Source organism: Streptomyces sp. NPDC005955 (assembly GCF_042871255.1).
Classification (GTDB): Bacteria; Actinomycetota; Actinomycetes; order Streptomycetales; family Streptomycetaceae; genus Streptomyces.
Map to the genome: position 1 here is coordinate 1 of NZ_JBIAIF010000023.1, position 25,766 is coordinate 25,766.

A 25,766-nucleotide genomic window follows, 5' to 3' on the forward strand; every position below is an offset into this window, starting at 1 on the left:
CGGTGCGCTGTTCGGGGACGTCACCGGCGCGGCGGTACGGGGCGCCACCGAGCCGTTGGTGCGGCGGGCCGCCGACTGGGCGGCGCGGCGCGCCGAGCGGGGTGCCGCGGAGGCGGGCGGGTCGCCGGAGTCGGACGGCACGGCCGCCGAGGGCGGCGGTACGGGACCGGTGGCCGATGTCCCCGTCAGCGCGGTCGTGGGTGGTCCCCGGCCGGTCGCCCTCGCCGACCTGGTGGCCCTGACCGCGCAGATCGCCGATCTCTGCGGTGTCCAGGACCGTCTCGATCCCCGGGTGGTCCGGGTGCGCAGCATGCTGGTCCACCGTCCGCGCGACGAGCAGAAGAGCACCGCCGCACAGCCGTTCCTCAACAGTCTGCTGCCCCCGGACCTGGCCCGGGTGCGGGACGCGCTCCCCGAGGGCCCGGGGCCGGCCCTGGAGGGCTACCTCACCACGCGGCAGTCGATCGATCCCGAGGCGCGGACCGATCTGCGGCACGACCGGCGGAACGTGTTGGCGGGGGTCGCCCCCCGGTGGGTGCCGGCGGGGCGCTGGCCGGCCAAGGCGCAGCACCCGCTGGCCCTCAGTCAGCAGTTCGCCGTGAACCGTGTGCTCGCCGACCTGGCCGGCTCGGCGGGCGGGCTGTTCTCGGTCAACGGTCCGCCCGGCACCGGCAAGACCACGATGCTGCGAGACCTGGTCGCCGCGCTCGTGGTCGAACGTGCCGCGGTGATGGCCGCCTTCGACCGTCCGGAGCAGGCGTTCACCGGTCGGGCTTGGCAGGGCAACGACCGTCAGGGCCGGCACAAGCGTTTCGTCGCGAAGCTGGACCCGCGGTTGACCGGGTTCGAGATCGTGGTCACCTCGTCCAACAACGGGGCGGTGGAGAACGTCACCGCTGAGCTGCCCGGGGCGGACGCGCTCGACGAACACTGGCGCGACGGGACCGACCACTTCTCGGACCTCGCATCCGCCCTGCTCGGCGGTGCGCCTGCCTGGGGGCTGGTGGCGGCGGTGCTGGGGAACAAGGGCAACCGCCGGGAGTTCGGGGAGCGCTTCTGGTGGGGGCGGCTGCCCGAGAAGGAGAGCAAGGCGCGCTCGGCTGCCGGTCTTCCCCGGTTGCGCGGGATGCAGAGCATCCTGAGCGACTGGGTGCCGCCGCGTTCCCCGGGCCGGGGCGGGCGCGCCGCGGGTGCCGCGGGTGCGTCGGCGGGGACGGCGCCGCCGGTGGGGTCGGCCTCCCCGGTGCCGTCCTGGGCAGGGGCCGTCGCGGCGTTCCGGGCCGCGCAGGCCGAGGTCGACCGGCTGCGCGCCGAGCGGGTCCGGCTGGACGCGGCGCTGAGCGAGGTCGAGTCGGGGCGGGCCGCACGGCGGATCGAGGCGCTGCGGGCCGCGGGCCGCCGTGCGGACGAGGGCGTGGCCGCCGCCGATGCGCGCCACGGTGCGGCCGCCACGGCCGTGGCCGCGGCGGGCGTCACGGCCCGGGCCGCCGAGGTCGACCGACGAACCGCGGACGCGTTGGTTCCGTCCGCTCGCCAGGAGCTGGCCACCACCCGCGCCCGGGTGTCGGCCGCCCGTGAGTTGGCCGCGCAGCGCCGTCAGTACGTGGAGGCGCTGACGGCCCGGCACCAAGCACCGGTGGTCGTGGAGCGTGGCCTACGCGGTGGGTTGCGGCGGCTGCTGCGGACCAGCGCCGAACGGGAGGCCGCCGAGCAGCAGCGCGAGCGCAGCCAGGTCGAGGTGGCGGCCGCGCTGATGCAGGAGCGGGCTGCGCTGGACACGGCGATGATGCAGGTCAGTGCGTGTGTGGAGGCCGAGGCCATGGCGGTCGACGTCCATGTTCGGTGCTCGGCCGAGCGGGACGCCGCCACCACTGCGGCTGCCACGGCCCTGGCGCGCGAGGAGGCCGCCCGCGCGGAGGAGTCGGCGGCTCGGGAGGCGACCGGACGGGCACGCCGCGAGGCGGTGACGGCCCGGCGGGACCTGGACGCCGCCCTGAGCGCCTTCGACGCCCAGCGCACCGGGTTGCGGGAGGCGGCCGACGACCTGCCCTCGTTGCCGCTGGACTGGCTGGCGCTCCCGGACGGTGCGCAGGAGCTCAGCTCACCGTGGTCCGACGAGGCGTGGGCGACGGCCCGTAGCGATCTGTTCCTGCGCGCCCTCGACCTCCACCGGGCCCTGGTCGCGGGCAACGCGTTGAGGGTCCGCGGCAACCTCCAGGTCCTGATGGAGTCGATGGCCGGGACCGGTGGCCCCGTTCCGGACGAGGAGGTCCTGCGTGCCTGGCAGACCCTCTTCCTCCTCGTTCCGGTCGTGTCCACCACCTTCTCCTCCATCGGCAGCATGTTCGCCCGCCTCGGGCAGGGGTCGATCGGTTGGGTCCTGGTGGACGAGGCCGGCCAGGCCACGCCGCAGGCCGCGGTCGGCGCGCTCTGGCGGGCGAAGCGTGCGGTCCTCGTCGGTGACCCGCTGCAACTCGAACCCGTCGTCACCATGCCCTCGGCACTCCAGCGCCGCTTGCTGCGCGCCTACGGCGTGGACGAGGAGTGGCTGCCCTCGGCGACGTCCGCGCAGGCGGTCGCCGACCGGGTGAACCGCTACGGCACCTATCTCCCGGGGCCCGCCGGGGGCGACGACGACCACGTCTGGGTGGGCTCGCCCCTGCGGGTCCACCGCCGGTGCGAGGAGCCGATGTTCACCGTCAGCAACGAGGTCGCCTACGACGGCCTGATGGTCTACGGCACCGGCGGACGGCCCTTCCCGGACGAGGCCCGCGACGGCCTGTTGCCCAGCCGCTGGCTCAACACCGATGATCCCGCGCGACCGGCCGACGCCGCGTGGGGCGAGCGGGACCGTCGGGCCTTCGCCTTCGTCCTCGACCACCTCGACCGGGAGGGCGTGGAGGTGGACCGGCTGCGCGTCATCGCGCCGTTCCGGGCGCTGGTCCGTGAGTGTCAGAAGGTGTGCGGCGAGCGTCCGGGTTGGACCCGGGCCCTGCTCGCGGAGCGCTGCGCCACGGTCCACAAGGCGCAGGGCAAGGAGGCGGACGTGGTCGTCCTGGTCCTCGGCGGCAACCGTCCGGGTGCCCGCAGTTGGGCGGCGCGCACCCCGCACCTGCTCAATGTCGCGGCCAGTCGGGCCAAGCGCCGTCTCTACGTCATAGGTGAACGCGATCTGTGGGCACCGCTGCCGCACTTCGACGTGCTGGCCGCGCAGGTCGTGGAGTTCGACCACGTCCGGGACCGTGCGGGGTGGCCGCCGCTGCACGATCCGCGCTGAGGGAGCGGTGGGCGCGGCTGACGGGACGGGGACGAGCGCCCTTGGACGGGGTCACCCCGGAATGCATGTGATCAAGTGCACATATCACCCGATTCAAACCCAACTCCCGTCATGCACAGACATGTTGCGCCCTGCGAATCCCCTCACGCCCCGCACGGCACTCAACCCCACACCCCGCACAGCTAAGGTAAGCCTTACCTAACCAACACCTTCCCTGTCCGGAGGTTCGTCATGCCCGCCCCCGTGCCACCCCTGCCCGACGGCTCCCCAGCCCACCGCGGAAGCACCCGGAGGAGTACCGATCGGCGCGGCCTCCTCAAGCTGCTCGGCGCCGGGGGCGTGGCCGTGGCCGCCGGTGGTGCGCTCGCCGGCTGCTCGTCCCGCGAGGTGCAGGACGGGAAGGACGGGAAGGGCACCGCACCGAGCGGTTCGGCCGGGTTCACGGTGACGGACCAGCGCGGGGTGAAGATCTCCTTCGACGGTCCCGTCTCCAAGATCGCCACCACGGTGATCCCCTCGCCGTCGATCCTCGCCGCGGTGGACGGCGGTGTCGACCGGATCGTCGGCATCAACGAGTCGACCCTCGTCGCCAACAAGCAGGGCATCTTCGGCGAGATGTTCCCCGCTTCCACGAAGACCCGGACCGTGTCCGGAAGCGACTTCGTCCCCAACGTGGAGACGCTGCTCTCGCTGGAGCCCGACGTCGTGATCCAGTGGGGCGACATGGGCGACGAGGTCATCGCCCCCTTGGAGAACGCCGGGTTCAAGGTCATCGGGTTGACGTACGGGACCCAGGAGAAGCTGGAGACCTGGATCTCCCTCTTCGGCAAGATCACCGGGAACGAGAGCCGCGCCGACGAGCTCGTGTCCTGGATGCACGCGGAGAAGACCGCGGTGAGCGCGCTCGTCCGCGGGCAGCAGCGAACGGGCCAGAAGGTGCTGTACCTGCGGGCCGCCGCCGACGGGTGGACCTCGTACAACGGCAGCGGCTACATGAACTTCTGCACGGAGCTCGTCGGCGGGGTCAACCCGGCCAAGGACCTCAAGGCGGCGAGCCCGCAGGTGTCCACGGAACAGATCCTGGAGTGGGACCCCGACGTCATCCTGCTCAGCGCCTTCGACGAGAAGCCACCGGCCGCCTTGTACGGCGACGCGAAGCTCGCCCGGGTGCGGGCGGTGCGCGACCGGCGCGTGTACAAGATCCCGCTGGGCGGATACCGGTGGGACCCGCCGTGCGCCGAGTCCCCCCTGATGTGGCGGTGGATGGCCCAGGTCCTGCACCCGTCGACGGCCGGCGCCAATGGGCTGCGCGCCCAGCTCACCGGCGCGTTCGACCGGCTCTACGGCTACCGGATCTCCTCCGCCCAGGTCGACGACGTCCTCCGGCTCGACCTCAACTCCAGGAGCAGCGGCCATGACGGCTTCCGCGCCTGAACGCACGCTGGACGTGCGCGGGGACCGGCCGTCCCGTGCGTGGACCCGCGGTCTGCCCCTGCTCGGCGCGGTGTGTCTGCTCGTCGCCCTGGGTGCGCTGGCCATGGGGCGGTACGTGGTCCCGCCGGGCGAGATCGTGCGGATGCTGCTCGGGCAGGTGGTCCCGGTCGACCGGACCTGGACGGCCACCGAGCAGACCGTGGTGCTCGACGTCCGGCTGCCCCGGCTGATCCTGTCGGTACTCGTCGGCGGCGCGCTGGCGCTCGGCGGCGCGGCGCTCCAGGGCGTGTTCCGCAATCCGCTGGTCAGCCCCGACGTCATCGGCGTCTCCTCGGGGGCGTCCTTCGGCGGAGTGCTCGCCCTGGTGCTGGGGCTCGGCTCGGTCGGCCTGGTCAGCAGTGCCTTCGTCTTCGGGCTGGCGGCGCTGGCGGTGGTCCTGATGATCGGACGGCTCTCCACCGGCTCCCCGCTGTTGATGATCGTGCTCGGCGGCACCGTCACCGGCGCCTTCTTCGCCGCGCTGGTCTCCTTCACCACCTATGTCGCGGACCCCTACTCGGAGCTGCCGTCGATCGTGTTCTGGCTGCTGGGCAGCCTGTCGACCGCCGACTACGGAAAGGTCCTGGTGGCCGCCGTGCCGATCGTGGCGGGTGCCGTGGTGGTCCTGGTGTTGCGGTGGCGGCTCAACGTCCTCTCCCTGGGGGACGAGGACGCCCAGGCCCTCGGGGTGCCGCCGCGCACCACCCGGTTGTGGCTGCTCGGAGCGGTCGCCCTGATGACCGCCGGCGCGGTCGCCGTCTCCGGGCTGATCGGCTGGGTCGGGTTGGTGGTACCGCACCTCGCCCGGCTCTGGGTCGGCACCGACCACCGGATCCAACTGCCGGCCGCCTTCCTCGTCGGCGGCGCCTACCTCACCCTCGTCGACACCCTGTCGCGCACCGTCACCGAGGCCGAGATGCCCTTGGGGATCCTCACCGCCGTCATCGGTGTCCCCTTCTTCGTCGCGATCCTGGCCCGCTCCCGCAACCGACTGTGGACCAACGAATGATCCAGGCACGTTCCCTCGGCTACCGCTACACCCGCGAGGACTTCGTCTTCCGCGAGGTCACCGTCACCGCCCACGAAGGTCGCGTGCACGCCGTGCTGGGCCCCAACGGCCGGGGCAAGACGACCCTGTTGCGCTGTCTGGCCGGGCTGCTCACCCCCACGGAGGGGACGGTGGCCAGCGACAGCCCGGTGTCGTACGTACCGCAGTCGCACAGCACCGCCTTCTCGTACCCCGTCGCCGACATGGTCCTCATGGGACGCTCCCGACAGTTGAAGGCGTACGCGTCCCCGGGGCGCCGTGACCGACAGCTCGCGGACGAGGCCCTGGAACGCGTCGGCATCACCGCCATGCGTGACCGGGACTACGCCCACCTCAGCGGTGGGGAACGGCAACTGGTGCTGATAGCGCGGGCGTTGGCGGCACAGTGCCGGATCATGGTGTTGGACGAACCGGTGTCCGCCCTGGACCTGCGCAACCAGGCCCGGGTCCTCACCCTGTTGCAGTCGCTCGCCGCGGACGGCATGGGCATCACCCTCACCACCCACCACCCCGACCACGCCCTGCACCTCGCCGACGACGTCACCCTCGTGCTCGGCCCCGAGGACGTGCGGACCGGCCCCGCCGCCGATCTCCTCACCGCCGCCACCCTCACCGAGGTGTACGGCCTGCCCGTCACCACCCCCCGGGCCGGCGGCCCGCGCGGACCACGCACCCTCGTCGTTCCCGACCTGGGGCCCGAACGCCCCACCAACACCACGGGAAGCGCCCCATGACCGGCTCCCCCGCCCCCGGCACTCCCCCACCCCGCGAACCCGCGCCTCGCGTCCTCAAAGCGACGATGGGTCCCGCGACGGTCGACCGCACGGTCCCCGACCGACCGGTCCCCGCCTTCGACCTCTACGAGCTGAGCGCCGCCCGCCTCGACGGCTGCCGCGGGCTGATCTTCTCCCTCGACTGCGACCAGCTCTTCCTCCGTGCACAGGCCGACCTGCTCGCCGACTGGGTGCGCGGCGGCGGCCGCGTCCTCGTCAACGGACACGTCAACCGGCCGTTCCTGCCGGGCCTCGCCCCCTGGCGACGCCTCGACCACCGGGGTCCGCGTGACCTGCGGATCACCCCGGTGACCCCGCACCCCGTCTGGGCGGGCGTCGACTTCGACGAACTCCTCTACCGCACCGGGGTCCCGGGCACTCCCACCGGCGAGGAACTCGCGCGCGTCGGCGTCGCCGGCTTCTACGGACGCGGCTACCACGGTGCGCTGCCCGAGGACGCGACGGTGATCAACGGAATCGGCCCGTACCGGCTCCCGATCGACATCGGTTACCCCCTCGGCGCCGGGGCGGTCCTGGCCCACGCCGGGAACGACCTGCTGTCCTTCAGCGACCACGACCGCACCACCCGCCACCTCGGGGCGCGACTGCTCGACTGGCTGGAGGGACCCCGATGAGCCCCGGGCCCGCCCGACTGGGCATCCTCCACGGAGGCAGCTCCTTCCAGCTCGCCACCCTCGACGACCCCGCGGTCCGCCTCTGGCGACCGCGCGCCCACTACCTGCCCGAGCTCGCCGCGGGTGACCTCGCGGACCTGGACGTCCTCCTCGTCTGCGACCGGCTGCACGGCGCCCGACTCACCGCTGCCGCACCCGAGATCCTCACCGTCGCGGAACGCGGCGGCACGGTGATCGTGCTGGGGGAGAACGAGATCGCCCCCTGGCTCCCCGGGCTGCGGTCCCACCGTCCCGCGGAGACCGACTTCTGGTGGTGGCGCACCGGCGCCGACCCCGGGGTGCGGCGGCGTTCGCCGGAGCACCCCGCCTGGCGGCACCTCAGCGAACGCTCGGTCCGCTGGCACTACCACGGCCTCCTCCACCCGCCCCGGGGAGCCAGCGTCCTGGCCCTGACCGAGAAGGAGGGCCCTGGTCCCGCGGAGGTCCTCCTCTACGAGGACCGCGTCTCCACCCCGGGCCGTCTCGTCGTCACCACGATGGACCCCGTCTACCACCACGGTTCCGCCTTCATGCCCGGTGCGACGCAGCTCCTGTACGGGCTGCTCGGCTGGACCATGGCCGAAGCGGGTGCGCCGACGGCTCCCGCCGGGACGCCGTAGCGCCGGCCCCGCACCGAACGGGGCACCCCCGGAAGGGAATCCCGTCCGGGGGTGCCTCCGTGCCTCGCCCTGCCGGCGTTCGGACCGCTGCTCAGTCGCCGGTGTTGGTCGCCCACACGGGGCGACGGCTGCTGTCGTAGACGACGACGTTGCCGTCGTCCTGCACCGCGAGGTAGGCGCCCTTGTTCCAGGTGCCGGCCGCCCAGACGGCCCGGCCGGCGCTGTCGTAGACGACGAAGTTGCCGTCCTCCTGGAAGACGGCGCAGTTGCCGCGGCTCCAGGTGTTGGGAGCCTGCCACGCGGCGCGGCCGTCCTTGTAGAGGACGAAGTTGCCGTCCTCCTGGAGGCGCAGGACCGCCCGGCCGTTGCCCGACGTCCACGCCTGGTTCTTACAGATCGTCGCCCGCGGCCGGATGATGGTGTCGCTGGTGGGCCGCGCCTTCACCCCTCGCTCGGCGGCCGGGGCCGTCGCGGTCGTACCGACCGGACCCAGCGCGGTCACCGCGTGGGCGCTCCCCGCACCGGCGAGGGCCAGTACCGCCACCACGGCACACACCACTGAACGTGTCTTCATCGCAACCACTCCTTCAACAGATAGCGCCCGAAGTGAGCACAAGTGTCGCTATGCACACAAAGAATCACCATCTGTGACGGATGTGTCGAGGGGTTCCCTTGAGCCCCACTCCAACGAGCTACCCACGCCGCGATGTGTGACTGCGGAGCGGCGCTCGGCTCAGAGCCCCAGGCCCAGCATCGCCACGGGCATGGGGAGCGGGGGCTCCTCGGGGAGCGCCGGGGGATCCTCGCCCCGGTCGGTGTGGGTGGCCGGGACGGCACGCAGCACTCCGATGCCACCCGCGGCCCACGGTGCGTCCGTCGACTGGAGGGACAGCGTCACCCGCTGGCCGCCCAGAGTGGTCTCCAGTTGCCCCGTGTCGTTCGTCTGCATGGCGGACCCGCCTCCGTCGAAGGGCACGAGCCGGGGTTCCGGCTCTCCATCCCCCGACGGACGGCGGTCGCGGAAGGTTCCCCTCCGCTGCCGGGCGGTGAGCACGCCCGGTGCACGGGGGCGTGGCGGCAGCTCCTGGACACCGAGTGCACGCGGTGCGTGTCGACCGGTACCCGCTCCGTCGGGGAAGCGTTGGCCGCTGCCCTCCTCGGGGCGACAACCTCCGTCGTTCGCCGTGTAATGGACAAGAGCGCCGCATGTCCCACGAGAGGAAGGACGCGTCATGGCGAAGGACGAGAAGGCCCGCGCGAAGGCGCAACAGATCAAGGGCAAGGTCCAGAAGGGGGCCGGACACGCCGTGGGCAACGAACGCTTGGCGGCCGAGGGCAGGGCCAAGGAAGCGGAAGGGCACGCCCGGGCGGCCAAGGAGAAGGCCAAGGACGCCTTCAAGCCGTAGCCCCGCAGCAGCCCTCGGCCTCGCAGTCCTCGGGCCCGCGGTCCGTAGCACCTCCGGCCCGGTGGAACTCCGGTTCCGGAAAGGGGCGCGCTCCGCTTCGATTCCCACCGAGCGTACTTTTACGCGGAGTTCGGAATCCCATGGGTCGACGGGGGTGTGGATCTGCGATATGTCGGTGGTCGCTGCGCCGACTCGTTCACCGCGGTCCAGACGGTCGAGGTATTCGAGGGGAATGCCGAGAAGGATGCCGGTGTCGCGGCACGGACAGCGGGGCGGGATTCCCTGGTAGGGCAATTCCCTTCGCGTGCGCGTCCTTTATCGAGAGCGGGACGGCCAGTGACGTTCGCGGGCAGCGCACGCATGACGCGTCGCCCGTGGAGAACCCCCTCCACGGGCGACGCGTCGTACGGCGGTCGGTCAGCCCTGTCGGGCGATGAGGCTCGCCGGGCGCAGGTCCGTCCAGTGCTCCTCCACGTACGCCAGGCACGCATCGCGCGTGTCCTCGCCGAAGACGGTCCGCCACCCGGCCGGTACCTCGGCGAAGGACGGCCAGAGCGAGTGCTGGTTCTCGTCGTTGACCAGGACCAGGAAGCCGCCCTCCGGGTCATCGAACGGATTGGTGGTCATACGGTGGTCACTCCTCGTGGACGTGCGGTGGACGACGTGGACGACTGCTCGTGCGGGGGGAGCCTCAGCGGACCGAACCGATGCCGTCGGCAACGGGCTCGTGCTCGCCCTCGGCGGACTCCGCACCGCGTTCGACGATCGAGTCCAGGATCTCACCGACCCGGACCGCGATGTTGGACAACAGCGACGAGGTGATGCCGTGGGTGTGCTCGGTGCCGCCCTGGAGGTAGATGCCGCACCGCACTTCGGGTTCGGTGGCGAGGCGGTAGTCCCGCTCGACCCGGGCACGCCCCTGGTCGTCGCGGTGGCAGCGCTCGGCGACCTCGCCGAGGACTCCGAAGGGGTCCACCGGGCTGTAGCCGGTGGCGAACACCACGACATCGGCCTCCAGGGTGGTGTCCTCCCCGGTGACGGAGGAGGTGGCGGTGGCCCGGACCTTGTCGCCCACCTCTTCGACGCCGGTGAGCCGCGACATGTTGAGGAAGCGCAGCCGCTCGGTGCCGAGGACCTTCTCCTGGTACACCTGCCGGTAGAGGTCGGCGATCAAGTCGACGTCGACCACGGAGTAGTTGGTGTTGCCGTGGTAGTCCATCAGTTTGCGCTTGACGTCCTCGGGCGCCGTGAAGTACTCGTCCACCGCGGCGGGGTCGAAGACGCGGTTGGCGAAGCTGCTGTCGTCGGCGGGGCTGTAGCCGTAGCGCGAGAACACCGCGCAGACCTCGGCCTCGGGGAAGCGGCGGTGCAGGTAGGCCACGTTCTCCGCGGCGCTCTGCCCCGCACCGACGACGACGAAGCGGGAGGGGTCGGTGCCTTCGAGGCCGTCGAGCTGGTCGAGCTTCGTCAGCAGCTCGGAGGTGTGCCAGATGTGGTCGCTGCGCTGGATGCCGTCGGGTACGAAGGGCCGCAGGCCGGTGCCGATGACGAGGTTGCGGGCGCGGTGGACCACCGTCTCGGAGCCGGAGCGGGCCGTCACGTCGAGGTACTCCACCACGCCGTCGCGCACGACGGGTTCGACGGCGATGACCTCGTGGCCGTAGGAGACCATGTCGTCGACCTTCGCCGCGGCCCACTCCAAGTAGTCGTGGAACTCGACGCGGAGCGGGAAGAAGCTCTTGTGGTTGACGAAGTCGACCAGCCGACCCTTGCTCTGGAGGTAGCACAGGAAGGTGTACTCGCTGGACGGGTTGCGCAGGGTGACGAGGTCCTTGAGGAAGGAGACCTGCATCGTGGCGTCGTCGATCAGCATGCCGCGGTGCCAGCCGAAGCTCGGCTGACGCTCGAAGAAGTGGGCAGTGACGGCATCCTGCCTCTCGACGCGTGCGTTGTGCTCGCTGAGCGCAATCGCCATGGCCACATTGGACGGCCCGAAGCCGATGCCTATGAGGTCGTGGATCAGAGGTGCGTCGCCAGGAAGAACCTGTGACATGTCACTCCCATCGTGCGGGACAGCCGCCTGTCAGGCGTGGATGAAATGAACGAGGCGCCGAGCCCGCTCATGGACGCCACGCCCCCGAATTTAGGTAAAGCTAACCTTACTTGAACCGGCCTGTCGACGGGGCGGAACGGGCATGTGGCACATCACATCTCCCAACGGGCCTGAAACTTGGGGACGTTGCACCGTTAGGTAAGGCTTGCTTTACTTGGCGCAGTCATTCGCTCTCCCAAGGAGGAACCCCATGCGGGTCGTCATGTTCGGTTACCAGACCTGGGGGCACCGCACCCTGCAAGCCCTCCTGGACTCCGAGCACGACGTGGTGTTGGTCGTGACGCATCCCCAGAGCGAGCACGCCTACGAGAAGATCTGGAGCGACTCGGTCGCCGAGCTGGCCGCCGAGCACGACGTTCCGGTCGTGATCCGCAACCGGCCCGACGACGAGGAGCTGTTGCAGCGCCTCAAGGAGGCCGAGCCGGACATCATCGTGGCCAACAACTGGCGCACCTGGATCCCGCCGCAGGTCTACGCCCTCCCCCGGCACGGCACGCTGAACGTCCACGACTCGCTCCTGCCGAAGTACGCGGGCTTCTCCCCGCTGATCTGGGCCCTCATCAACGGTGAGCAGGAAGTCGGCGTCACGGCCCACATGATGGACGAGACGCTCGACGCGGGCGACATCGTGGACCAGCGCGCGGTGACCGTGGAGCCCACGGACACCGCCACCGACCTGTTCCACAAGACGGTCGACCTCATCGCGCCGGTGACGATAGGCGCCCTGGACCTGATCGCCTCCGGCCAGACCGAGTTCACCCGGCAGGACCGCTCCCTGGCCAGCTTCTTCCACAAGCGGGCCGAGGAGGACATCCGCATCGACTGGAGCTGGCCCGCCGACGCCCTGGAGCGACTGGTCCGCGCGCAGTCCGCACCGTACCCGAGCGCCTTCACCTTCCACCGGGGCAAGCGCCTGGAGGTGCTCTCCGCGGTCGTGTCCGAGGGGCGCTACGGGGGCACTCCCGGCCGGGTCTTCTACCGCGAGGGCGACGGGGTGGTGATCGTCGCCGGCGCCGATGCCCGCACCGGACGCAACCACGGCCTGGCGATCACCCGCGTACGGACCGAGGACGGCCGCGAGTTGCCCGCCACCGAGTACTTCACCTCGATGGGCGGCTACCTGACCGGCCGTCCCTGACGGCCCGCCCGTTCGACGCGACGGAGCCCCCTTGCGCACCGCAGGGGGGCTTGCGCGTTCCCGCGTGCCGCGCACCGGGACGGTGCGCGGCACGGCGGGGAACTCAGCGCCCCTTCGGCTGGGTCCGGGGCAGTCGCGTCGCCCCTGCGGCGGCGAGCAGACCGAAGCCGAGGACCCACCAGAAGGTGTCGGCGAACGCCCAGGAGACCTCCGCCCCACGGGCGGCCAACCGGTCCTGCAACACCACCGCGAGCGCCGCGGTGCCCAGCGAACCGCCCACGGTGTTCAGCAGGTTGAGCGCTCCCGCCGCGCGCGGCAGGTGTGCGGGCTCGATGCGGGTGTAGACGATGTTCATGATCGGCGCGCTGATCATCGCCATGCCGAAACCGCGGACCGCCAGCGCCGCGACGATCACCAGGTCCGGTGGCTCGTGGCCGAGTTGGGTGAACGGGACGGTGCCCACGAGGATCAGCGCGATGCCGATGACCACCAGGGACCGGGGTGCCACCTTGTCGATGGCCCGGTTGACCAGGACCGACCCGGCCACCGCTCCCAGCCCCTGGGGGGCCAGCAGCATCCCGGCCTCCCACGCCGACAGGTCGCGAGCCGTCTGGAAGTACAGCGGCAGCAGGAACATCGTGCCGAACACCGAGGCGCCCAGGACGACCAGCGAGAGCGCGGCGGCACCGAACGGCGGTCGGGAGAACAGCCGGGGGTCGACGAGCGGGGTGCCACGGGTCCGCAACCCGTGCACGAGGAATCCGGCCAGCATCACCGAACCGACGGACACCCCGATCACGGCGGGCAGGGTGCGCTCGTGGGCGACCTCGGTCAGCCCGTACACCAGCACGGCCAGGCCGGGCGAGAGCAGCAGGGCCCCCCGCAGGTCGAAGGCCGTGCGACGGTCCGACGGCGGCACCACGGGCACGTAGCGGCGGGCGAGCAGCACCGCGGCCAGCCCGATCGGCAGGTTGACCAGGAACAGCCAGGGCCAGGACGCCACGCCGAGGATGGAGCCGCCGACCATCGGGCCGAGGACCGGTGACAGCAGCGGCACGACGGCGACGATGCTGATGACCCGGCCGATGCGGCCGGGACCGGCGACGCGGGCCAGCAGGGCTTGTCCGGTCGCGGGCAACAGCCCGCCGCCGAGGCCCTGGACGACCCGGGCGACGATCAGGCTGGGCGCCGACCAGGCCAGTGCGCACAGCAGCGAGCCGAGCAGGAACACCCCCACCGCGACGAGCCAGGTCCGGCGCCCGCCGAACCGGTCGGCCAGCCAGCCGGAGGCGGGCACGGCGGCGACGACGGCCAGCAGGTAGGCGGTGGACACCCATTGGATCTCGGCGACGGAGGCGTTGAACTCCTCCGTCAGGGTGTCGATGCCGACGCTGACGATGGTGGCGTCCACGGTGGCCATGAACGTGCCGAGGACCAGGATGAAGGCGATCCGCAGCAGTGGTCCGTCGACCCGTTCGGTCGGCGGCGCGGCGTTCTTGCTCATGGACGCTCCAGGAGGTCGAGGACGTCCTCGTCGAGGTGGTCGCCGAGGGACCGCAGGAGGTCGAGCAGTTCCTCGGCCAGCCCGTCGACGTCCACTGCGGACCGGTGTGCGAGCACTCCGGTCCAGCCGTCGCCGTCCGGCATGACCGTCAGGGTCACCGGATGATGGGTGGCCTCGCGGAACCGGGTTCCGACGACCGTGAGCCCGGGGGCGGGTTCCCGGAGGCGGTCCGGGTCGACCGGGTAGTTCTCGAACACCACCAGGCTGTCGAAGAGCCGGTGCCGTCCCGTGCGCCGTTCCAGGTCGGGCAGGGCGACGTGCTGGTGCTCCACCAGGGCCTGTTGGCGGGCCTGGAGGTCCGCGAGGGTGTCGGCGAGGGTGCCGGCGAGCCGTGCGCGGACCGGCACCGTGTTGGCCAGCAGCCCGATGATCTCCTCGACGCCCTCCAGCTCCGGGGGCCGGCAGGCGACCATGGCGCCGAAGCAGACGTCGGTGCGGCCGGAGCGCCGGGCGAGCAGGACCGACCAGGCCCCTTGCAGCAGTGTGTTCCTGGTGAGTCCGCGTCGGGCGGCCTGCTGGCCGAGCTCTGCCACCAGGGCCGCGTCGAAGGTGAGGAGCGCGGGCTCCTGCCAGGCCGGTCCGGGGTCGCCGCCGCCCAGGTAGTCGCCTTCGGCCAGCCCGTCCAACTCGGTCGCCCAGACGTCGAGGTCGGGTTCGTGGTCGGCGTGCCAGCGCAGGTAGTCGCCGAACGGTACGGGGGTGGGCAGGTCCGGGGACTCGCCGCGGACCCGCGCGGTGTAGAGGGCGAACAACTCGGTGAGGATGCGCGGGGCCGACCAGCCGTCGGAGAGCAGGTGGTGGCTGGTCATGGCCAGGTCGGCGAGGTCGGGGCCGCGGCGGATCACGGTCAGGCGGAACAGCGGCCCGTCCACGAGGTCGAACGCTTCGGCCAGGTCGGCCGCCAGCGCCTCCTCGGCCGGCCCGTCGACCACCCGGAAGTCCAGCCGGGGCGTCTCGGGAATCACCGCGAGGTCGGCCGGGAACACGGCGCCCAGGTTGGGGTGACGGTCCAGCAGGTCGGTGCCCGCCCCGCGCAGCGCCTCGGGATCGAGCGGGCCGGCCAGGGAGAACGTCGACTGCACGGTGTACGGGTCGGGGCGTTCGGCGCGCGAGTGCCGCAGCATCACTTCCTGGAGCGGGGCGAGCGGCTGCACCTCGGCGACCGGGCGGTCGCCGTCGAGGGCCAGGGCCTCCGGCGCGGCGGCGGTGCTCAGCAGCGCGCTGCGCAGGTGCTCGGCCAGTTCCTCGACCTCGGCGGCGGTGAACAGTGCGGCGGGCCAGGTGATCCTGACGCCGAGTGCGTCGTCGCGCACCAGGGCGTTGACCATCAGGCTGTGCGGCAGGGGCAGCGCGTCGGTGCCGCCGGAGCCGAGCGGGTCGGCGTCCGGGGGCGCCTGCCACGGCGTCTCCTCGGCGGGGGCGCCGGGGAACTGACCGAGGTAGTTCCAGGCGACCTCCAGGGGCACCGGGTCCAGCAGGCCCGCCGCGGTGAGGATGCCGTGCCCGAGGCCGTCGCCCTGGGTGCGCAGCCGTTCCCGGACCGCCTGCACGTCGTCGTCGGCGTGCAGCCGTACCGGGTGGACCGCGGTGAACCAGCCGACGGTCTGGGAGAGGTCGACCTGCGTCGGGCGACCGTGGCTCTCCAGGGCGACCAGCAGTTCGGGGGTTCCGCGCCAGGCGCGTACCGCACGGGCGAGCGCCGTGAGCAGTACGGCGTCCGGGGTGGTGCGGTGCGCGGCGGGCAGGGTGGTGATCAGAGCGCGGGTCGCGGCGGTGTCGAGCCGGATCTCGTGGTGGGTCGCCGTGGCCACGGTGTCCCGGGCGGGGTCGAGCGGGCGGGTGAGCGCCGGGGTGGCGGCGGTCGTGCCCTGCCAGTGCGGCAGTTCGGCCCGTCGGTCGGCGTCGTGCAGCGAGCGTGCCCAGCCGAGGAACGACTGGCCGTGCCGGGTCAGCTGTCCCCCGGAGTGGGCGTGCTGCACGTCGTCCAGGAGCACGCGCCAGGACACGCCGTCGACGACGAGGTGGTGGGCGAGCAGGACGAGTCGGCCCGGGCGGGCGGGCCCGGCGTCCACCCACAGCGCGCGCAGCAGCGGACCGGTGCGCGGGTCCATCGTGTCGCGGGCTTCGGCGGTCCAGGAGTCGACCAGGGTCCGCAGGTCGTCGGTCGCGGTGCGTCGGGTCAGTACGTCGGCTCCGGTGACGGCGCCGATCGGGGGGATGCGCAGCACGTGGTCGGCGAGGTGGGCGCGGAGCACGTCGTGTCGGGCCAGTACCGCGTCGAGCACGGTGTGCCAGGTGGCCCCGTCGCCGCCGGGCGGGACGCAGATCTCGATCCACTGGCAGAAGCCGTCGGCGGCGGTTCCGGCGCGGCGCAGCAGGTCCCGCATGATCGGGGTGAGCGGTGCGTCGCCGACCGCGGGGGCTTCCTCTTCGACGAGGGTGCGGGCGCGGGCGGCGATCCCGGCGACGGTCTCGCCCTCGAACACGTCCCGTGCGGTCAGGCCGAGTCCGCGGCGTCGGGCGCGGGAGACGACCTGGAGGGACACGATGCTGTCGCCGCCGATGGCGAAGAAGTCGTCGTCGAGGCCGACGTCGTCGGAGCCCAGGATGTCCTGGAAGACGGTGAGCAGCGCCGCTTCCGCTTCGGTGGCGGGTGCGCGGCGGACGCCGGCGGCGATCTCGGGGGCCGGCAGTGCGGCGGCGTCGAGCTTGCCGCTGGGGCTGAGCGGCAGTCGGTCGATCGGCACGAGCACGGTCGGCACCATGTGGTCGGGCAGTTCCGCGGCCAGGTGGGCGCGGACCCGGGCGGGGTCCAGGTCGGCGTCGTCGGTCGGGATGACGTAGCCGAGGAGTCGGCCGTCGCGCACGATCACGGCGCAGGCGCGCACGTCGGGGTGGCGGGTGAGGACGGATTCGATCTCGCCGAGTTCGACGCGGAAGCCGCGGACCTTGACCTGGTGGTCGGCGCGGCCGAGGAACACGAGCTGTCCGTCGGGCCGCCACCGCACCAGGTCTCCGGTGCGGTACATCCGCTCGCCCGGGGGGCCGTACGGGTCGGCGACGAACGCCGCGGCGGTCAGCGCAGGGCGGCCGAGGTAGCCGCGGGCCAGGCTCGGTCCGCCGAGGTACAGCTCGCCGGTCACGCCGACGCCGACGGGCTGGAGGCCCCCGTCGAGCACGTACGCGCGGACATTGGGGTCGGGCCGGCCGATGGGCAGCGGTCCGGGGTCGTCCGGGTCGTACCGCCAGAGGGTGGAGTTGATGGTGACCTCGGTGGGCCCGTAGGCGTTGAACAGGGCCCTGCGGCCCTCGCCCCAGCGGCGGGCGAGTTCGGGGTCGAGTCGTTCGGCGCCGACGACGAAGAACACGTCGGGGTGGACCGTGCGGTCGTCGGGCATCGCGGCCAGGAACGACGGCAGCAGGTTCACTCCGGTGACCCGGTGTTCGACGACGTAGTCGAGGAGCGCGTCGCCGGAGGTGCGGACCTCCTCGGGGGCGATGACGGAGGTGCCGCCGGACAGCAGCGGCACCATGGTCTGCCAGAACGCGACGTCGAAGCTGGTCGACGCGAAGTGCAGGTACCGGTCGTGTTCGGTGACCTGGACGACCTCCTCCTGGAGCGCGATGAGGTCGGGCACGCCGCGGTGGGTCACGCCGACGCCCTTGGGGCGCCCGGTGGTGCCGGAGGTGTAGATGACGTACGCGAGGGCGTCCTCGGTGAGCGTGGCGCGTGCTTCGGCGGGGTCGGTGTCCGGTGCGGAGGCGAGGGTGGCCGGGTCGTCCAGCCGCAGGACGGGGACCTCCCGGTCGACGGGCAGTGCGGCGCCGCTGGTGACCACGGCGGCCGGGGCGATGTCGTCGAACATGTACGCCAGTCGGTCCTGCGGGTAGCTCGGGTCCAGCGGTACGTACACGGCGCCGGCCTTGGCCACGGCGAACAGGGCGACCGTCATCTCGACGTCACGTCCGAGCAGGACCGCGACCGGGTCCTGGGGGCGCACTCCGCGGGCGATGAGCGCGTGGGCCAGCCGGTTGGCCCGGCGGTCCAGTGCGTCGTAGGTGAGGCTGCGGTCGCGGCAGACCAGGGCCTCGGCGTCGGGCTTGCGGTGCACCCAGGCGGCGAACTCGGTCAGCCAGTGGCCGCGTTGCTTCGCGGGTACGACTTCGGTGCCGGTGCGGAGCATCCGCTCGCGCTCGTCGGGGTCGAGCGCGGGGATCCGGATCGCCGGCCGGTCGGGGTCCTCCACGATTTCGCGCAGCAGGTGGTGCAGCCAGCGGCCGTAGTCGCGGACGGTGTCCTCGGCGAAGGCGCGCGGCTGGTAGCCGAGGCCGATGGTGATCGCGTCGTCGGGGATGACGATGACGGTGAGGGGGTAGTGGGTGGCGTCGGTGATGTCCACGCCGGCCAGGTCGAGGCCGGGGGCGAGCGGGGTGCGCTTGCGGCTGGACAGCGGGAAGTTCTCCATCACCAGCATGGTGTCGAAGAGTTCGCCGATGCCGACCGCCCGCTGGATGTCGGGCAGGCCCACGTGGTGGTGTTCGGCGAGGGCGACGCTGTCGGCGTGCACGTCGGCCATCAGGTCCCGCGCGGTGCGGTCCTGGGTGTGGCGGACGCGCACCGGGATGGTGGTGCCGAGCTGGCCGATCATCGACTCGACTCCGTCGACCTCGGCGGGCCGGCCGGACACCGGGCAGCCGAAGACGACGTCGCGGCGGCCGGTGAGTCGGCCGAGGAGCAGGCCCCAGGCGGTCTGGAGCACGGTGGTCAGGGTGACGCCCTGTTCGCGGGCGAAGCCGCGCAGCCGGTCGCTGAACTCCCGGCCGAGGTCGACGCTCACCCGGCCGGGGCGTTCGATGCCGGTCCCGGTGCTGGCGGGTGCCAGTCGGGTGGCGTCGTCGACGCCGGCGAGCGCGTTGCGCCAGGCGTCGAGGGAGGCGCCGTGGTCGCGGTCGGCCAGCCAGCGGAAGTACTCCGACAGCGGCGGGGCGACGGGGGCGGCGGGGCCGCCGCCGAGTTCGGCGTAGAGGGCCAGCAGGGTGCGGCCGACCAGCGGCATCGACCAGCCGTCGAGCAGGGCGTGGTGGTTGGTGATCACCAGCCGGTGTTCGGCGGGGCCGACCCGGGAGAGCAGGAAGCGGATCAGGGGCGGCCTGGCCGGGTCGAACGGGCGCTCCAGGTCGGCGCGGGCCGCCTCGGGGAAGGCGTCGTCGCGTCGCCATTCCAGGGCGACGTCGGCGGGGATCACCTGCACCACGCCGTCTCCGGCGGGGGCGAGGTACACGCGCAGTGCGGGGTGACGGCGCAGCAGTTCCCGCGCCGCCTCGGCCATCCGGTCCGGGTCCAGTTCGCCGACCAGGGTGGTCAGGGCCTGGACGACGTAGACGTCGGTGTCGTGGTCGTCGCGGACCAGGGTGTGGAAGGAGAGGCCGACCTGCAAGGGCGTGGCGGGCAGCACGTCGGCGATGCGGCCGACGCCGTCGGCGCCTTCGAGGGCGTCGACCGCGGCTTGGTCGAGGTCGACCAGCGGCAGGTCCGAGGGGGTGAGGCCGCCGGGGTCGTCCAGTGCGTGGGCGACGAGCGCGTCCAGCGCCACGGCCCAGGCGGTTTGGAGGGCCGCGACGGTTTCGGTGCCGAGCACGGCGGTCGCGGCGGTCCACTCGACGGCGAGCCGGGGCGTGCCCTCCTCGTGGACGAAGCAGTTGAGGGCCAGTACCTGTTCCAGGGCTTTGGCGTCGGGTTCGGTCACCGAGAAGGCGTCCTGCTCGGGCAGTTGCCAGCCGGTGCCGGGCAGCGAGCCGAACCGGCCGAGGTAGTTGAGCAGGACGTCCGGCGGCGGGACGGCGGACAGTTCGGGTCCGGCCGTCGGGTCGAGGGTGCGCAGGACGCCGTAGCCGACGCCGCCGTCGGGGACGCCGCGCTTGGCCTCCTTGGCCGCGCGCAGGACCTGCCCCACGTCGCCGGCGGTGGGTACGCGGACGGGGTACTCGCTGGTGAACCAGCCGACGGTGCGGGCCAGGTCGAGGTGTTCGCGGCCGTGGCCCTCCATGGTGACAGTCACGGCGTCGCCGGTCACGCCCCAGGCCCGTAGGGCGAGGACGAGTGCGGCGAGCAGCACCTCGTCGACGCCGGCGCGGTAGGCGGCGGGCAGCGTGGTGAGCAGCGCTTCGGTGGCTTCGGGCGTGGCGAGGGTGACCGACTGGTGGGCGGTGGCCACGGTGTCCCGCTTCTGGTCCAGCGGTCGGGCGCCCAGCCGGGGCGCGGCGTCGAGTGCGGCGCGCCAGTAGTCGAGTTCGCCGCGTCGGGCGCCGGAGGTCCCCTGTTCGGCGAGGAGCGTGGCGTGCCGCCGCCAGGAGGCGCCGCCGGGGTCGAGGGCGCCGCCGGTGCAGGCCGTGTGCAGGTCGGGCAGCAGGATGCGCCAGGACACGCCGTCCATGGCGAGGTGGTGGACGACGACGACCAGCCGGTCCGGGGTGGCGTCGTCGGTGCGGAGCAGGGCGGCCCGCAGCAGGTCGCCGGAGCGGGGGTCGAGTTCCCCGGCGAGGCGGTGGGCGAGGGCGGTCACGTCCTCGCCGCGGGTTTCGCTGACGACGGCTTGTACGGCGCCGCGGGCGAGCACGTCCAGGTGCTGCCCGTCGTCGGCGTCGATGACCCGCAGGCGGAGCGCGTCGTGTCGGTCGAGGACCGCCTGTACGCCGGCCGCCAGGTCGTCGTGGGTGAGGGCGTCGATGCGCAGGGCCGTCCACTGGGCGTATCCGGCGATGACGTCCGCGTCGGGGTTCGGGTCGAGCAGGCCGCGGACGATCGGCGGCGGCGGCACGGGTCCGGCGGGGTCGTCCAGCGGCTCGGGGGTGTCGTCGACCCGGGCGGCGGAGGCGGCCAGGGCGGCGAAGCTGCGGCGGGCCAGCAGGTCGCGGGGCCGCATGTCGATGCCCCGGGCGCGCAGCCGGCTGCTGACGGTGATCGCGGTGATGCTGTCGCCGCCGAGGGCGAAGTAGTCGTCGTCCACGCCGACCCGGTCGATCTCGAACACCTCGGCGAGGACCGCGCACAGCAGGCGTTCCCGTTCGGTGCTGGGTTCCCGGCCGCTGCCGGAGATCGAGGGTGCGGGCAGGGCCGCGCGGTCGAGCTTGCCGTTGGGGGTGAGCGGGAGTTCGTCCAGCACGACCACCGCGGCGGGCACCATGTGGTCGGGGAGCCGCTCGGCCAGGTGGGCGCGTACCGCGTCGCCGGTGGTCGAGGAAGAGGTCGACACGACGTAGCCGACGAGTCGGGACGAGCGGATGGTGGCGGCGGCCGCGGTGACGTGGGGCACCGCCCCGAGGGCGGCTTCGACCTCGCCGGTTTCCACCCGGTGGCCGCGGATCTTGACCTGTCCGTCGCCGCGGCCCAGGTACTCCAGGCCGCGGCCGGGCACCCAGCGGGCCAGGTCGCCGGTGCGGTACATCCGCGTCCCCGGCGCGCCGAAGGGGTCGGCGACGAAGCGTTCGGCGCTCGCCCCGGGCTTGCCGAGGTAGCCGCGGGCCAGGTGCGGGCCGGCCAGGTACAGTTCGCCGACCGTGCCGTGCGGCACCGGCTGGAGCGCGTGGTCCAGGACGTGGGTGCGGGTGCCGGCCAGCGGGTGGCCGACGGTGGGTTCGTCGCCGGTGATCGGAGCGGTGCTGCTGGTGACGGACGCCTCGGTCGGCCCGTACATGTTGCGGGCGGCGGTGCCCGAGGCGGCGATCCGCTGCCACAGGGCGGGCGGTACCGCTTCGCCGCCGAGGAGCAGCAGGGTGGGCGGCAGGTCCAGGAGGCCGCCGTCGATCAGTGGTGCGGCCATCGACGGGGTGGTGTCCATGATGTCGATGCGGTCGCGGGTGTACGCGGCGAGCAGGGCGTCGGCGTCGCGGGTGGTGTCGGTGTCGTAGACGTGCAGTTCGTGGCCGCAGAGCAGCCACACCAGGTGTTCGAAGGCGGAGTCGAAGGCGAAGGAGTAGGTGTGGGAGGCGCGCAGTCGCCGGCCGGCGGCGCGTTCGGCCTGGGCGACGACGGTGGACCGCTGGTGGTGCAGCAGGCTGGCGAGGCCGCCGACCCGGCCGAGGACCCCCTTGGGGCGCCCGGTCGATCCGGAGGTGTGGATCACGTAGGCGAGGTGTTCGGGGTGGCGGGGGGCGGCCAGTTCGTCGGCCATCAGGGGGGCGCCGGACAGCGCTGCGGCCTCGCCGACCAGGGTGGCCCAGGGCAGGCCTTCCACCGGGCCCGGGCCGTCGGTGAGGACCAGTGCGGGGCGGGTGTCGTCGACCAGTTCCCGCAGCCGTTCGGCCGGGTACGCGGAGTCCAGCGGCAGGAACGCGGCGCCGGCGTCCAGGACGGCGAGGAGGGCGACCACGGTGTGGGCGGAGCGGGGCAGGGCCAGGGCCACGACGTCGTCGGGCCCGATGCCGCGGGCGCGTAGGGCCCGGGCGGTTCGGTGCACCCGGTCCGCCAGGGTCGCGGCGGACAGCCGGTCGGTGCCGCACACCAGGGCGGTGCGCTGCGGGTCGGCGGCGATCATGGCGTTGAACGCGGTGGGTACGTCCACGGGGGTGCCGGGCAGGGCCTGCGGGGACCAGTCGGCCAGCAGCCGGTCCACGTCGTCGACCAGGGCGATGCGTCCCACCGGCAGGCCGTCGATCAGCCCGGAGAGCAGGTTGCGGAAGCCGGAGAGCCTGGCGTCGACCGCGGCTTGGTCGGTGCCCCGGGCGTCCACCTCGAAGCCGAAGAGCAGACCGCCGTCGCGGGTGGGCAGGACGCTGAGTCCCATGTCCTCGGGCGGGCCGCCGGCGACGTTGCGCATCACGCCGGTGGCTCCGGCGAAGTCGATCGCCAGGTCGAACGCCTTGAGGTTGATGCCGCGTCCGTGCAGCAGGGCGCCGGCGCCGGGTACGCCGAGGTCGCGCGGCAGGTCCTCGCCGCGGTACCGCTGGTGCTCGCGCATCTCGCGCATGGCGTCGGAGACGCGGCGGCTCAGCTCCCCCAGTCCGTCACCGCTGCGGACGGCCACGCGCAGCGGCAGCACGTTGACGGCCATGGCGGGGGTGCGCAGTTCGGTGGAGCCGGCGCGGCACATCAGGGGCAGCGCGAACACGACGTCGGTGCGGCCCAGGGCGCGGTGCAGGAAGGCGGCGTACCCGGCGATCAGTGCCTCGCCCCAGGTGACGCCCTCCCGGGTGGCGAAGGCGCGCAGGCGGGCCGTCTCCTCGGGGGGGACGACGGCCCGGGCGGTCAGGGTGCGGTCGGGCGGGCCGGCGGCCGTGTCGACGTCACCGAGGTCGGGCAGCGGGGTGAACCGTTCCACCCAGTAGGCGCGGTCGTCGGCGGCCCGGTCGCTGACCCGGTAGGCGCGGTCGGCGGCGACGAGGTCGGCGAAGCGTCCGAACGTCGAAGGCGGCAGGTCGGTGTCGCGCACCCGGGCGGTGTAGTGGGCGGCGGTGCGGCGGGCGAGCATCGCCGCGGTGTAGCCGTCGAAGACGAGGTGGTGGCCGAGTTGGGTGTACCAGACCTCGCGGTCGGAGAGCCGGATGACGGTGCGTGCGTACAGCGGCCGGTCCACCATGTCCCGGCATTCCTCGGCCACCCGGGCCCGCTCGGCGTCGACGAAGGCGTGGGCCGCGGCGAGGGGGTCGGGGCGACCGCTGAGGTCGATCACCCGGGGCGGCTCGACCGGTTCGTCGCTGACCGCCTGTTGCGGTGCCTCGGGGGTGTCGTAGACCCGCAGGCGCAGGGTCTCGGCCTCCTCGGTGGTGGCCCGGACCGCTTCGACGAGCGCGTCGACGTCGACCGGTTCGTCGCCCGATATCTCCACCACGTCGCCGACCAGGTAGTACGGCGAGTCCGGTTCGAGGCGCTGCGCGTTCCAGATGCCCAACTGGGCGCTGGTCAGGGCGAGCAGTCCGTCCGATGGCACGCGGGGGGTGCTCAACTTACTCTCCTTGAAGTGTGGGGACGACCATCGGCGTAGCTGTCACCGGGTCGGGGACGATGACGCTCGGTAGGTCGAACACGTCCTTGATCAGCACGGCGTCCACGATGTCCGCGGGGTCGCCCTCGGCGACCACCCGGCCGTCCTTCATGGCCACCAGGTGGTCGGCGAACCGACACGCCTGGTTGATGTCGTGCAGGACGGCGATCACCGTGCGGCCCTCGTCACGCAACGTGGCCAGGAGGCCGAGTAGTTGGTACTGGTGGGTGATGTCGAGGAACGAGGTGGGTTCGTCGAGCAGCAGGTAGGGGGTCTGCTGGGCGAGCACCATCGCCATCCACACCCGTTGTCGTTGGCCGCCGGACAGCTCGTGCACGAGCCGGTCGCCCAGGTCGGCGACGCCGGCGGCGGCCATCGCCTCGGTGACGGCTTCCTGGTCCTTCGGCGACCACACCGCCAGGAGCGATTGGTGGGGGAACCTGCCGCGTCCCACCAGCTGTCTGACCTTGATGTCCTCGGGGGCGAGGGGGTCCTGCGGCAGGAAGCCGAGCTGTTTGGCCAGCGCCTTGTTGCCGTAGTCGCCGACCTCGCGGCCGTCGAGTTGCACGTGTCCGGTGTGGGGGCGCAGCAGTCGCACGAACGCGCGCAACAGGGTTGATTTCCCGCAGGCGTTGGGGCCCACGATGGCGGTGAACGCGCCGTCGGGGACGTCGAGGCTCAGCCGTGTGGACACCACCCGGTCTCCGTAGCGCAGGGTGATATCCCGCGCGGTCAGGCGTGCGTTCACGCTCGCCTCACTTCCTTGGTCAGCAGCCAGATCAGATAGCAGCCGCCGATCGCGGTGCTCACCACGCCGACGGGCAGCGCGACGGGCGCCAGCAGCATCTGGGCGAGCAGATCGGCGCCTTGGAGCAGCACGGCTCCGGTCAGTGCGGCCGGGAGCAGGGGTACGCCGGCGGCGCCCGCGAGCCTGCGGCCGATCTGCGGGGCGGCGAGGGCGATGAAGGCGATCGGTCCGGCCACTGCGGTCACCGTGGCGGTGCAGCCGACGCCGACCAGCACCATCAGCAGGCGCAGTCGGTCGAGCCCGACGCCGGTGGTGACCGCGACGGAGTCGCCGAGCGACGCCTGGTGCATGGAGTGGGCCTGTGCGGCCATCACGACCAGCAGCGCGGCGATCACCGAGAACGGGATCCACAGGTCGTCCCAACCGACGCCGTTGAGGGAGCCGGCGCTCCAGCCGACCGCGGCGATCGCCACTTCGAGTTCGGCGCGCAGCACGATCCACGAGTTGATCGCGGTCACCATCGCGTTGACGGCGATGCCGATGACCACCAGTCGCAGTCCGGAGAAGCCCCGGTCGAACGACAGCAGGTAGATCAGGGCCGCGACGATCAGTCCGCCGGCCACCGAGCCGACGGCCAACTGGGCGGAGGTGCCGGACAGTACGGTGATGGCGACCAGGGCGCCGGTGTACGCGCCGGCGTCGAGGCCGATCACGTCGGGGCTGCCCATCGGGTTGCGGGTGAGGTTCTGGAAGACCGCTCCGGCCACTCCGAGAGCGGCGCCGAAGACCAGCCCGGCCAGTACCCGCGGCAGCCGCCATTCCATGATCACCACGGAGTGCTCGGCGCCGGTCAGCGCGGCGAACACGTCGCCGGGCGACGACCAGGACGCGCCGTAGCACAGTCCGAGCAGGCCGAGGCCCAGCAGCAGGACGGTCATCACCGCGCCGAGGA

Annotated in this window: 16 protein-coding genes; 8 read left to right on the plus strand and 8 right to left on the minus strand. The window is 72.7% G+C overall.

The window, feature by feature from the left end:
• The 6 genes from ACFYOU_RS32540 to ACFYOU_RS32565 form a co-directional block, all read left to right on the plus strand.
• Positions 1-3,277, plus strand: a 3,277-nt coding sequence (locus ACFYOU_RS32540) for an AAA domain-containing protein (RefSeq protein ID WP_391310787.1), incomplete at its 5' end; no start/stop codon positions are given.
• A gap of 231 nt (positions 3,278-3,508) precedes the next feature.
• Complete coding sequence (locus ACFYOU_RS32545) at positions 3,509-4,711, plus strand: ABC transporter substrate-binding protein (protein WP_391310790.1); 1,203 nt, start codon at positions 3,509-3,511, stop codon at positions 4,709-4,711.
• Complete coding sequence (locus ACFYOU_RS32550) at positions 4,692-5,759, plus strand: iron chelate uptake ABC transporter family permease subunit (protein ID WP_391310791.1); 1,068 nt, start codon at positions 4,692-4,694, stop codon at positions 5,757-5,759. Before ACFYOU_RS32545 ends, ACFYOU_RS32550 begins: the two co-directional genes overlap by 20 nt.
• On the plus strand, positions 5,756-6,532 hold the full coding sequence (locus ACFYOU_RS32555) for an ATP-binding cassette domain-containing protein (RefSeq protein ID WP_391310793.1): 777 nt from the start codon (positions 5,756-5,758) through the stop codon (positions 6,530-6,532). The genes ACFYOU_RS32550 and ACFYOU_RS32555 overlap by 4 nt, the downstream gene beginning before the upstream one ends.
• A 65-nt stretch (positions 6,533-6,597) precedes the next feature.
• The gene (locus ACFYOU_RS32560) at positions 6,598-7,206 is read left to right on the plus strand and encodes a hypothetical protein (RefSeq protein WP_391310795.1); all 609 of its coding nucleotides are present in this window, start codon (positions 6,598-6,600) and stop codon (positions 7,204-7,206) included.
• The gene (locus ACFYOU_RS32565; protein ID WP_391310797.1) at positions 7,203-7,865 is read left to right on the plus strand and encodes a hypothetical protein; all 663 of its coding nucleotides are present in this window, start codon (positions 7,203-7,205) and stop codon (positions 7,863-7,865) included. The genes ACFYOU_RS32560 and ACFYOU_RS32565 overlap by 4 nt, the downstream gene beginning before the upstream one ends.
• 91 nt (positions 7,866-7,956) lie before the next feature.
• Here the strand turns inward: ACFYOU_RS32565 and ACFYOU_RS32570 are convergent, their stop codons facing one another.
• On the minus strand, positions 7,957-8,439 hold the full coding sequence (locus ACFYOU_RS32570) for a hypothetical protein (protein WP_391310799.1): 483 nt from the start codon (positions 8,437-8,439) through the stop codon (positions 7,957-7,959).
• A 159-nt stretch (positions 8,440-8,598) separates the two neighbouring features.
• Positions 8,599-8,814 (minus strand): hypothetical protein, encoded by a 216-nt coding sequence (locus tag ACFYOU_RS32575; protein ID WP_385490565.1) that lies wholly within the window; start codon positions 8,812-8,814, stop codon positions 8,599-8,601.
• A gap of 283 nt (positions 8,815-9,097) precedes the next feature.
• On the opposite strand from ACFYOU_RS32575, the gene ACFYOU_RS32580 reads away from it, so the two are divergent.
• On the plus strand, positions 9,098-9,271 hold the full coding sequence (locus tag ACFYOU_RS32580; protein ID WP_389764227.1) for a CsbD family protein: 174 nt from the start codon (positions 9,098-9,100) through the stop codon (positions 9,269-9,271).
• Between the two features lie 417 nt (positions 9,272-9,688).
• Here ACFYOU_RS32580 and ACFYOU_RS32585 read toward each other — a convergent pair whose 3' ends face one another.
• The gene (locus ACFYOU_RS32585; protein WP_385756992.1) at positions 9,689-9,898 is read right to left on the minus strand and encodes an MbtH family protein; all 210 of its coding nucleotides are present in this window, start codon (positions 9,896-9,898) and stop codon (positions 9,689-9,691) included.
• Between the two features lie 64 nt (positions 9,899-9,962).
• Positions 9,963-11,324 (minus strand): SidA/IucD/PvdA family monooxygenase, encoded by a 1,362-nt coding sequence (locus tag ACFYOU_RS32590; RefSeq protein WP_391310802.1) that lies wholly within the window; start codon positions 11,322-11,324, stop codon positions 9,963-9,965.
• Positions 11,325-11,574: 250 nt separating this feature from the next.
• Between ACFYOU_RS32590 and ACFYOU_RS32595 the strand changes: the two genes are divergently transcribed.
• Positions 11,575-12,522 (plus strand): formyltransferase family protein, encoded by a 948-nt coding sequence (locus tag ACFYOU_RS32595; protein ID WP_391310803.1) that lies wholly within the window; start codon positions 11,575-11,577, stop codon positions 12,520-12,522.
• Positions 12,523-12,625: 103 nt separating this feature from the next.
• Here ACFYOU_RS32595 and ACFYOU_RS32600 read toward each other — a convergent pair whose 3' ends face one another.
• From ACFYOU_RS32600 to ACFYOU_RS32615, 4 genes are read right to left on the minus strand one after another with little or no spacing between them, the layout of a single operon-like run.
• Entirely contained in the window at positions 12,626-14,026 is a 1,401-nt protein-coding gene (locus ACFYOU_RS32600; protein ID WP_391310805.1) for a DHA2 family efflux MFS transporter permease subunit, read from the minus strand.
• Entirely contained in the window at positions 14,023-24,027 is a 10,005-nt protein-coding gene (locus tag ACFYOU_RS32605) for an amino acid adenylation domain-containing protein (protein ID WP_391310808.1), read from the minus strand. Before ACFYOU_RS32605 ends, ACFYOU_RS32600 begins: the two co-directional genes overlap by 4 nt.
• A 1-nt stretch (position 24,028) precedes the next feature.
• A complete protein-coding gene (locus ACFYOU_RS32610) occupies positions 24,029-24,814 on the minus strand; it encodes an ATP-binding cassette domain-containing protein (protein ID WP_391310810.1) in 786 nt (261 codons plus the stop codon).
• The gene (locus ACFYOU_RS32615) at positions 24,811-25,752 is read right to left on the minus strand and encodes an iron chelate uptake ABC transporter family permease subunit (RefSeq protein WP_391310836.1); all 942 of its coding nucleotides are present in this window, start codon (positions 25,750-25,752) and stop codon (positions 24,811-24,813) included. The genes ACFYOU_RS32610 and ACFYOU_RS32615 overlap by 4 nt, the downstream gene beginning before the upstream one ends.
• Positions 25,753-25,766: the final 14 nt, after the last annotated feature.

What these genes read in the sequence shown, in the direction of transcription:
- ACFYOU_RS32580 (WP_389764227.1), top strand. Translation starts at nt 9,098, where the DNA reads ATGGCGAAGGACGAGAAGGCCCGCGCGAAGGCGCAACAGATCAAGGGC.
- ACFYOU_RS32545 (WP_391310790.1), top strand. Translation starts at nt 3,509, where the DNA reads ATGCCCGCCCCCGTGCCACCCCTGCCCGACGGCTCCCCAGCCCACCGC.
- ACFYOU_RS32595 (WP_391310803.1), top strand. Translation starts at nt 11,575, where the DNA reads ATGCGGGTCGTCATGTTCGGTTACCAGACCTGGGGGCACCGCACCCTG.
- ACFYOU_RS32590 (WP_391310802.1), bottom strand. Translation starts at nt 11,324, where the DNA reads ATGTCACAGGTTCTTCCTGGCGACGCACCTCTGATCCACGACCTCATA.
- ACFYOU_RS32560 (WP_391310795.1), top strand. Translation starts at nt 6,598, where the DNA reads ATGGGTCCCGCGACGGTCGACCGCACGGTCCCCGACCGACCGGTCCCC.
- ACFYOU_RS32570 (WP_391310799.1), bottom strand. Translation starts at nt 8,439, where the DNA reads ATGAAGACACGTTCAGTGGTGTGTGCCGTGGTGGCGGTACTGGCCCTC.
- ACFYOU_RS32575 (WP_385490565.1), bottom strand. Translation starts at nt 8,814, where the DNA reads ATGCAGACGAACGACACGGGGCAACTGGAGACCACTCTGGGCGGCCAG.
- ACFYOU_RS32600 (WP_391310805.1), bottom strand. Translation starts at nt 14,026, where the DNA reads ATGAGCAAGAACGCCGCGCCGCCGACCGAACGGGTCGACGGACCACTG.
- ACFYOU_RS32565 (WP_391310797.1), top strand. Translation starts at nt 7,203, where the DNA reads ATGAGCCCCGGGCCCGCCCGACTGGGCATCCTCCACGGAGGCAGCTCC.
- ACFYOU_RS32615 (WP_391310836.1), bottom strand. Translation starts at nt 25,752, where the DNA reads ATGACCGTCCTGCTGCTGGGCCTCGGCCTGCTCGGACTGTGCTACGGC.
- ACFYOU_RS32555 (WP_391310793.1), top strand. Translation starts at nt 5,756, where the DNA reads ATGATCCAGGCACGTTCCCTCGGCTACCGCTACACCCGCGAGGACTTC.
- ACFYOU_RS32550 (WP_391310791.1), top strand. Translation starts at nt 4,692, where the DNA reads ATGACGGCTTCCGCGCCTGAACGCACGCTGGACGTGCGCGGGGACCGG.
- ACFYOU_RS32585 (WP_385756992.1), bottom strand. Translation starts at nt 9,898, where the DNA reads ATGACCACCAATCCGTTCGATGACCCGGAGGGCGGCTTCCTGGTCCTG.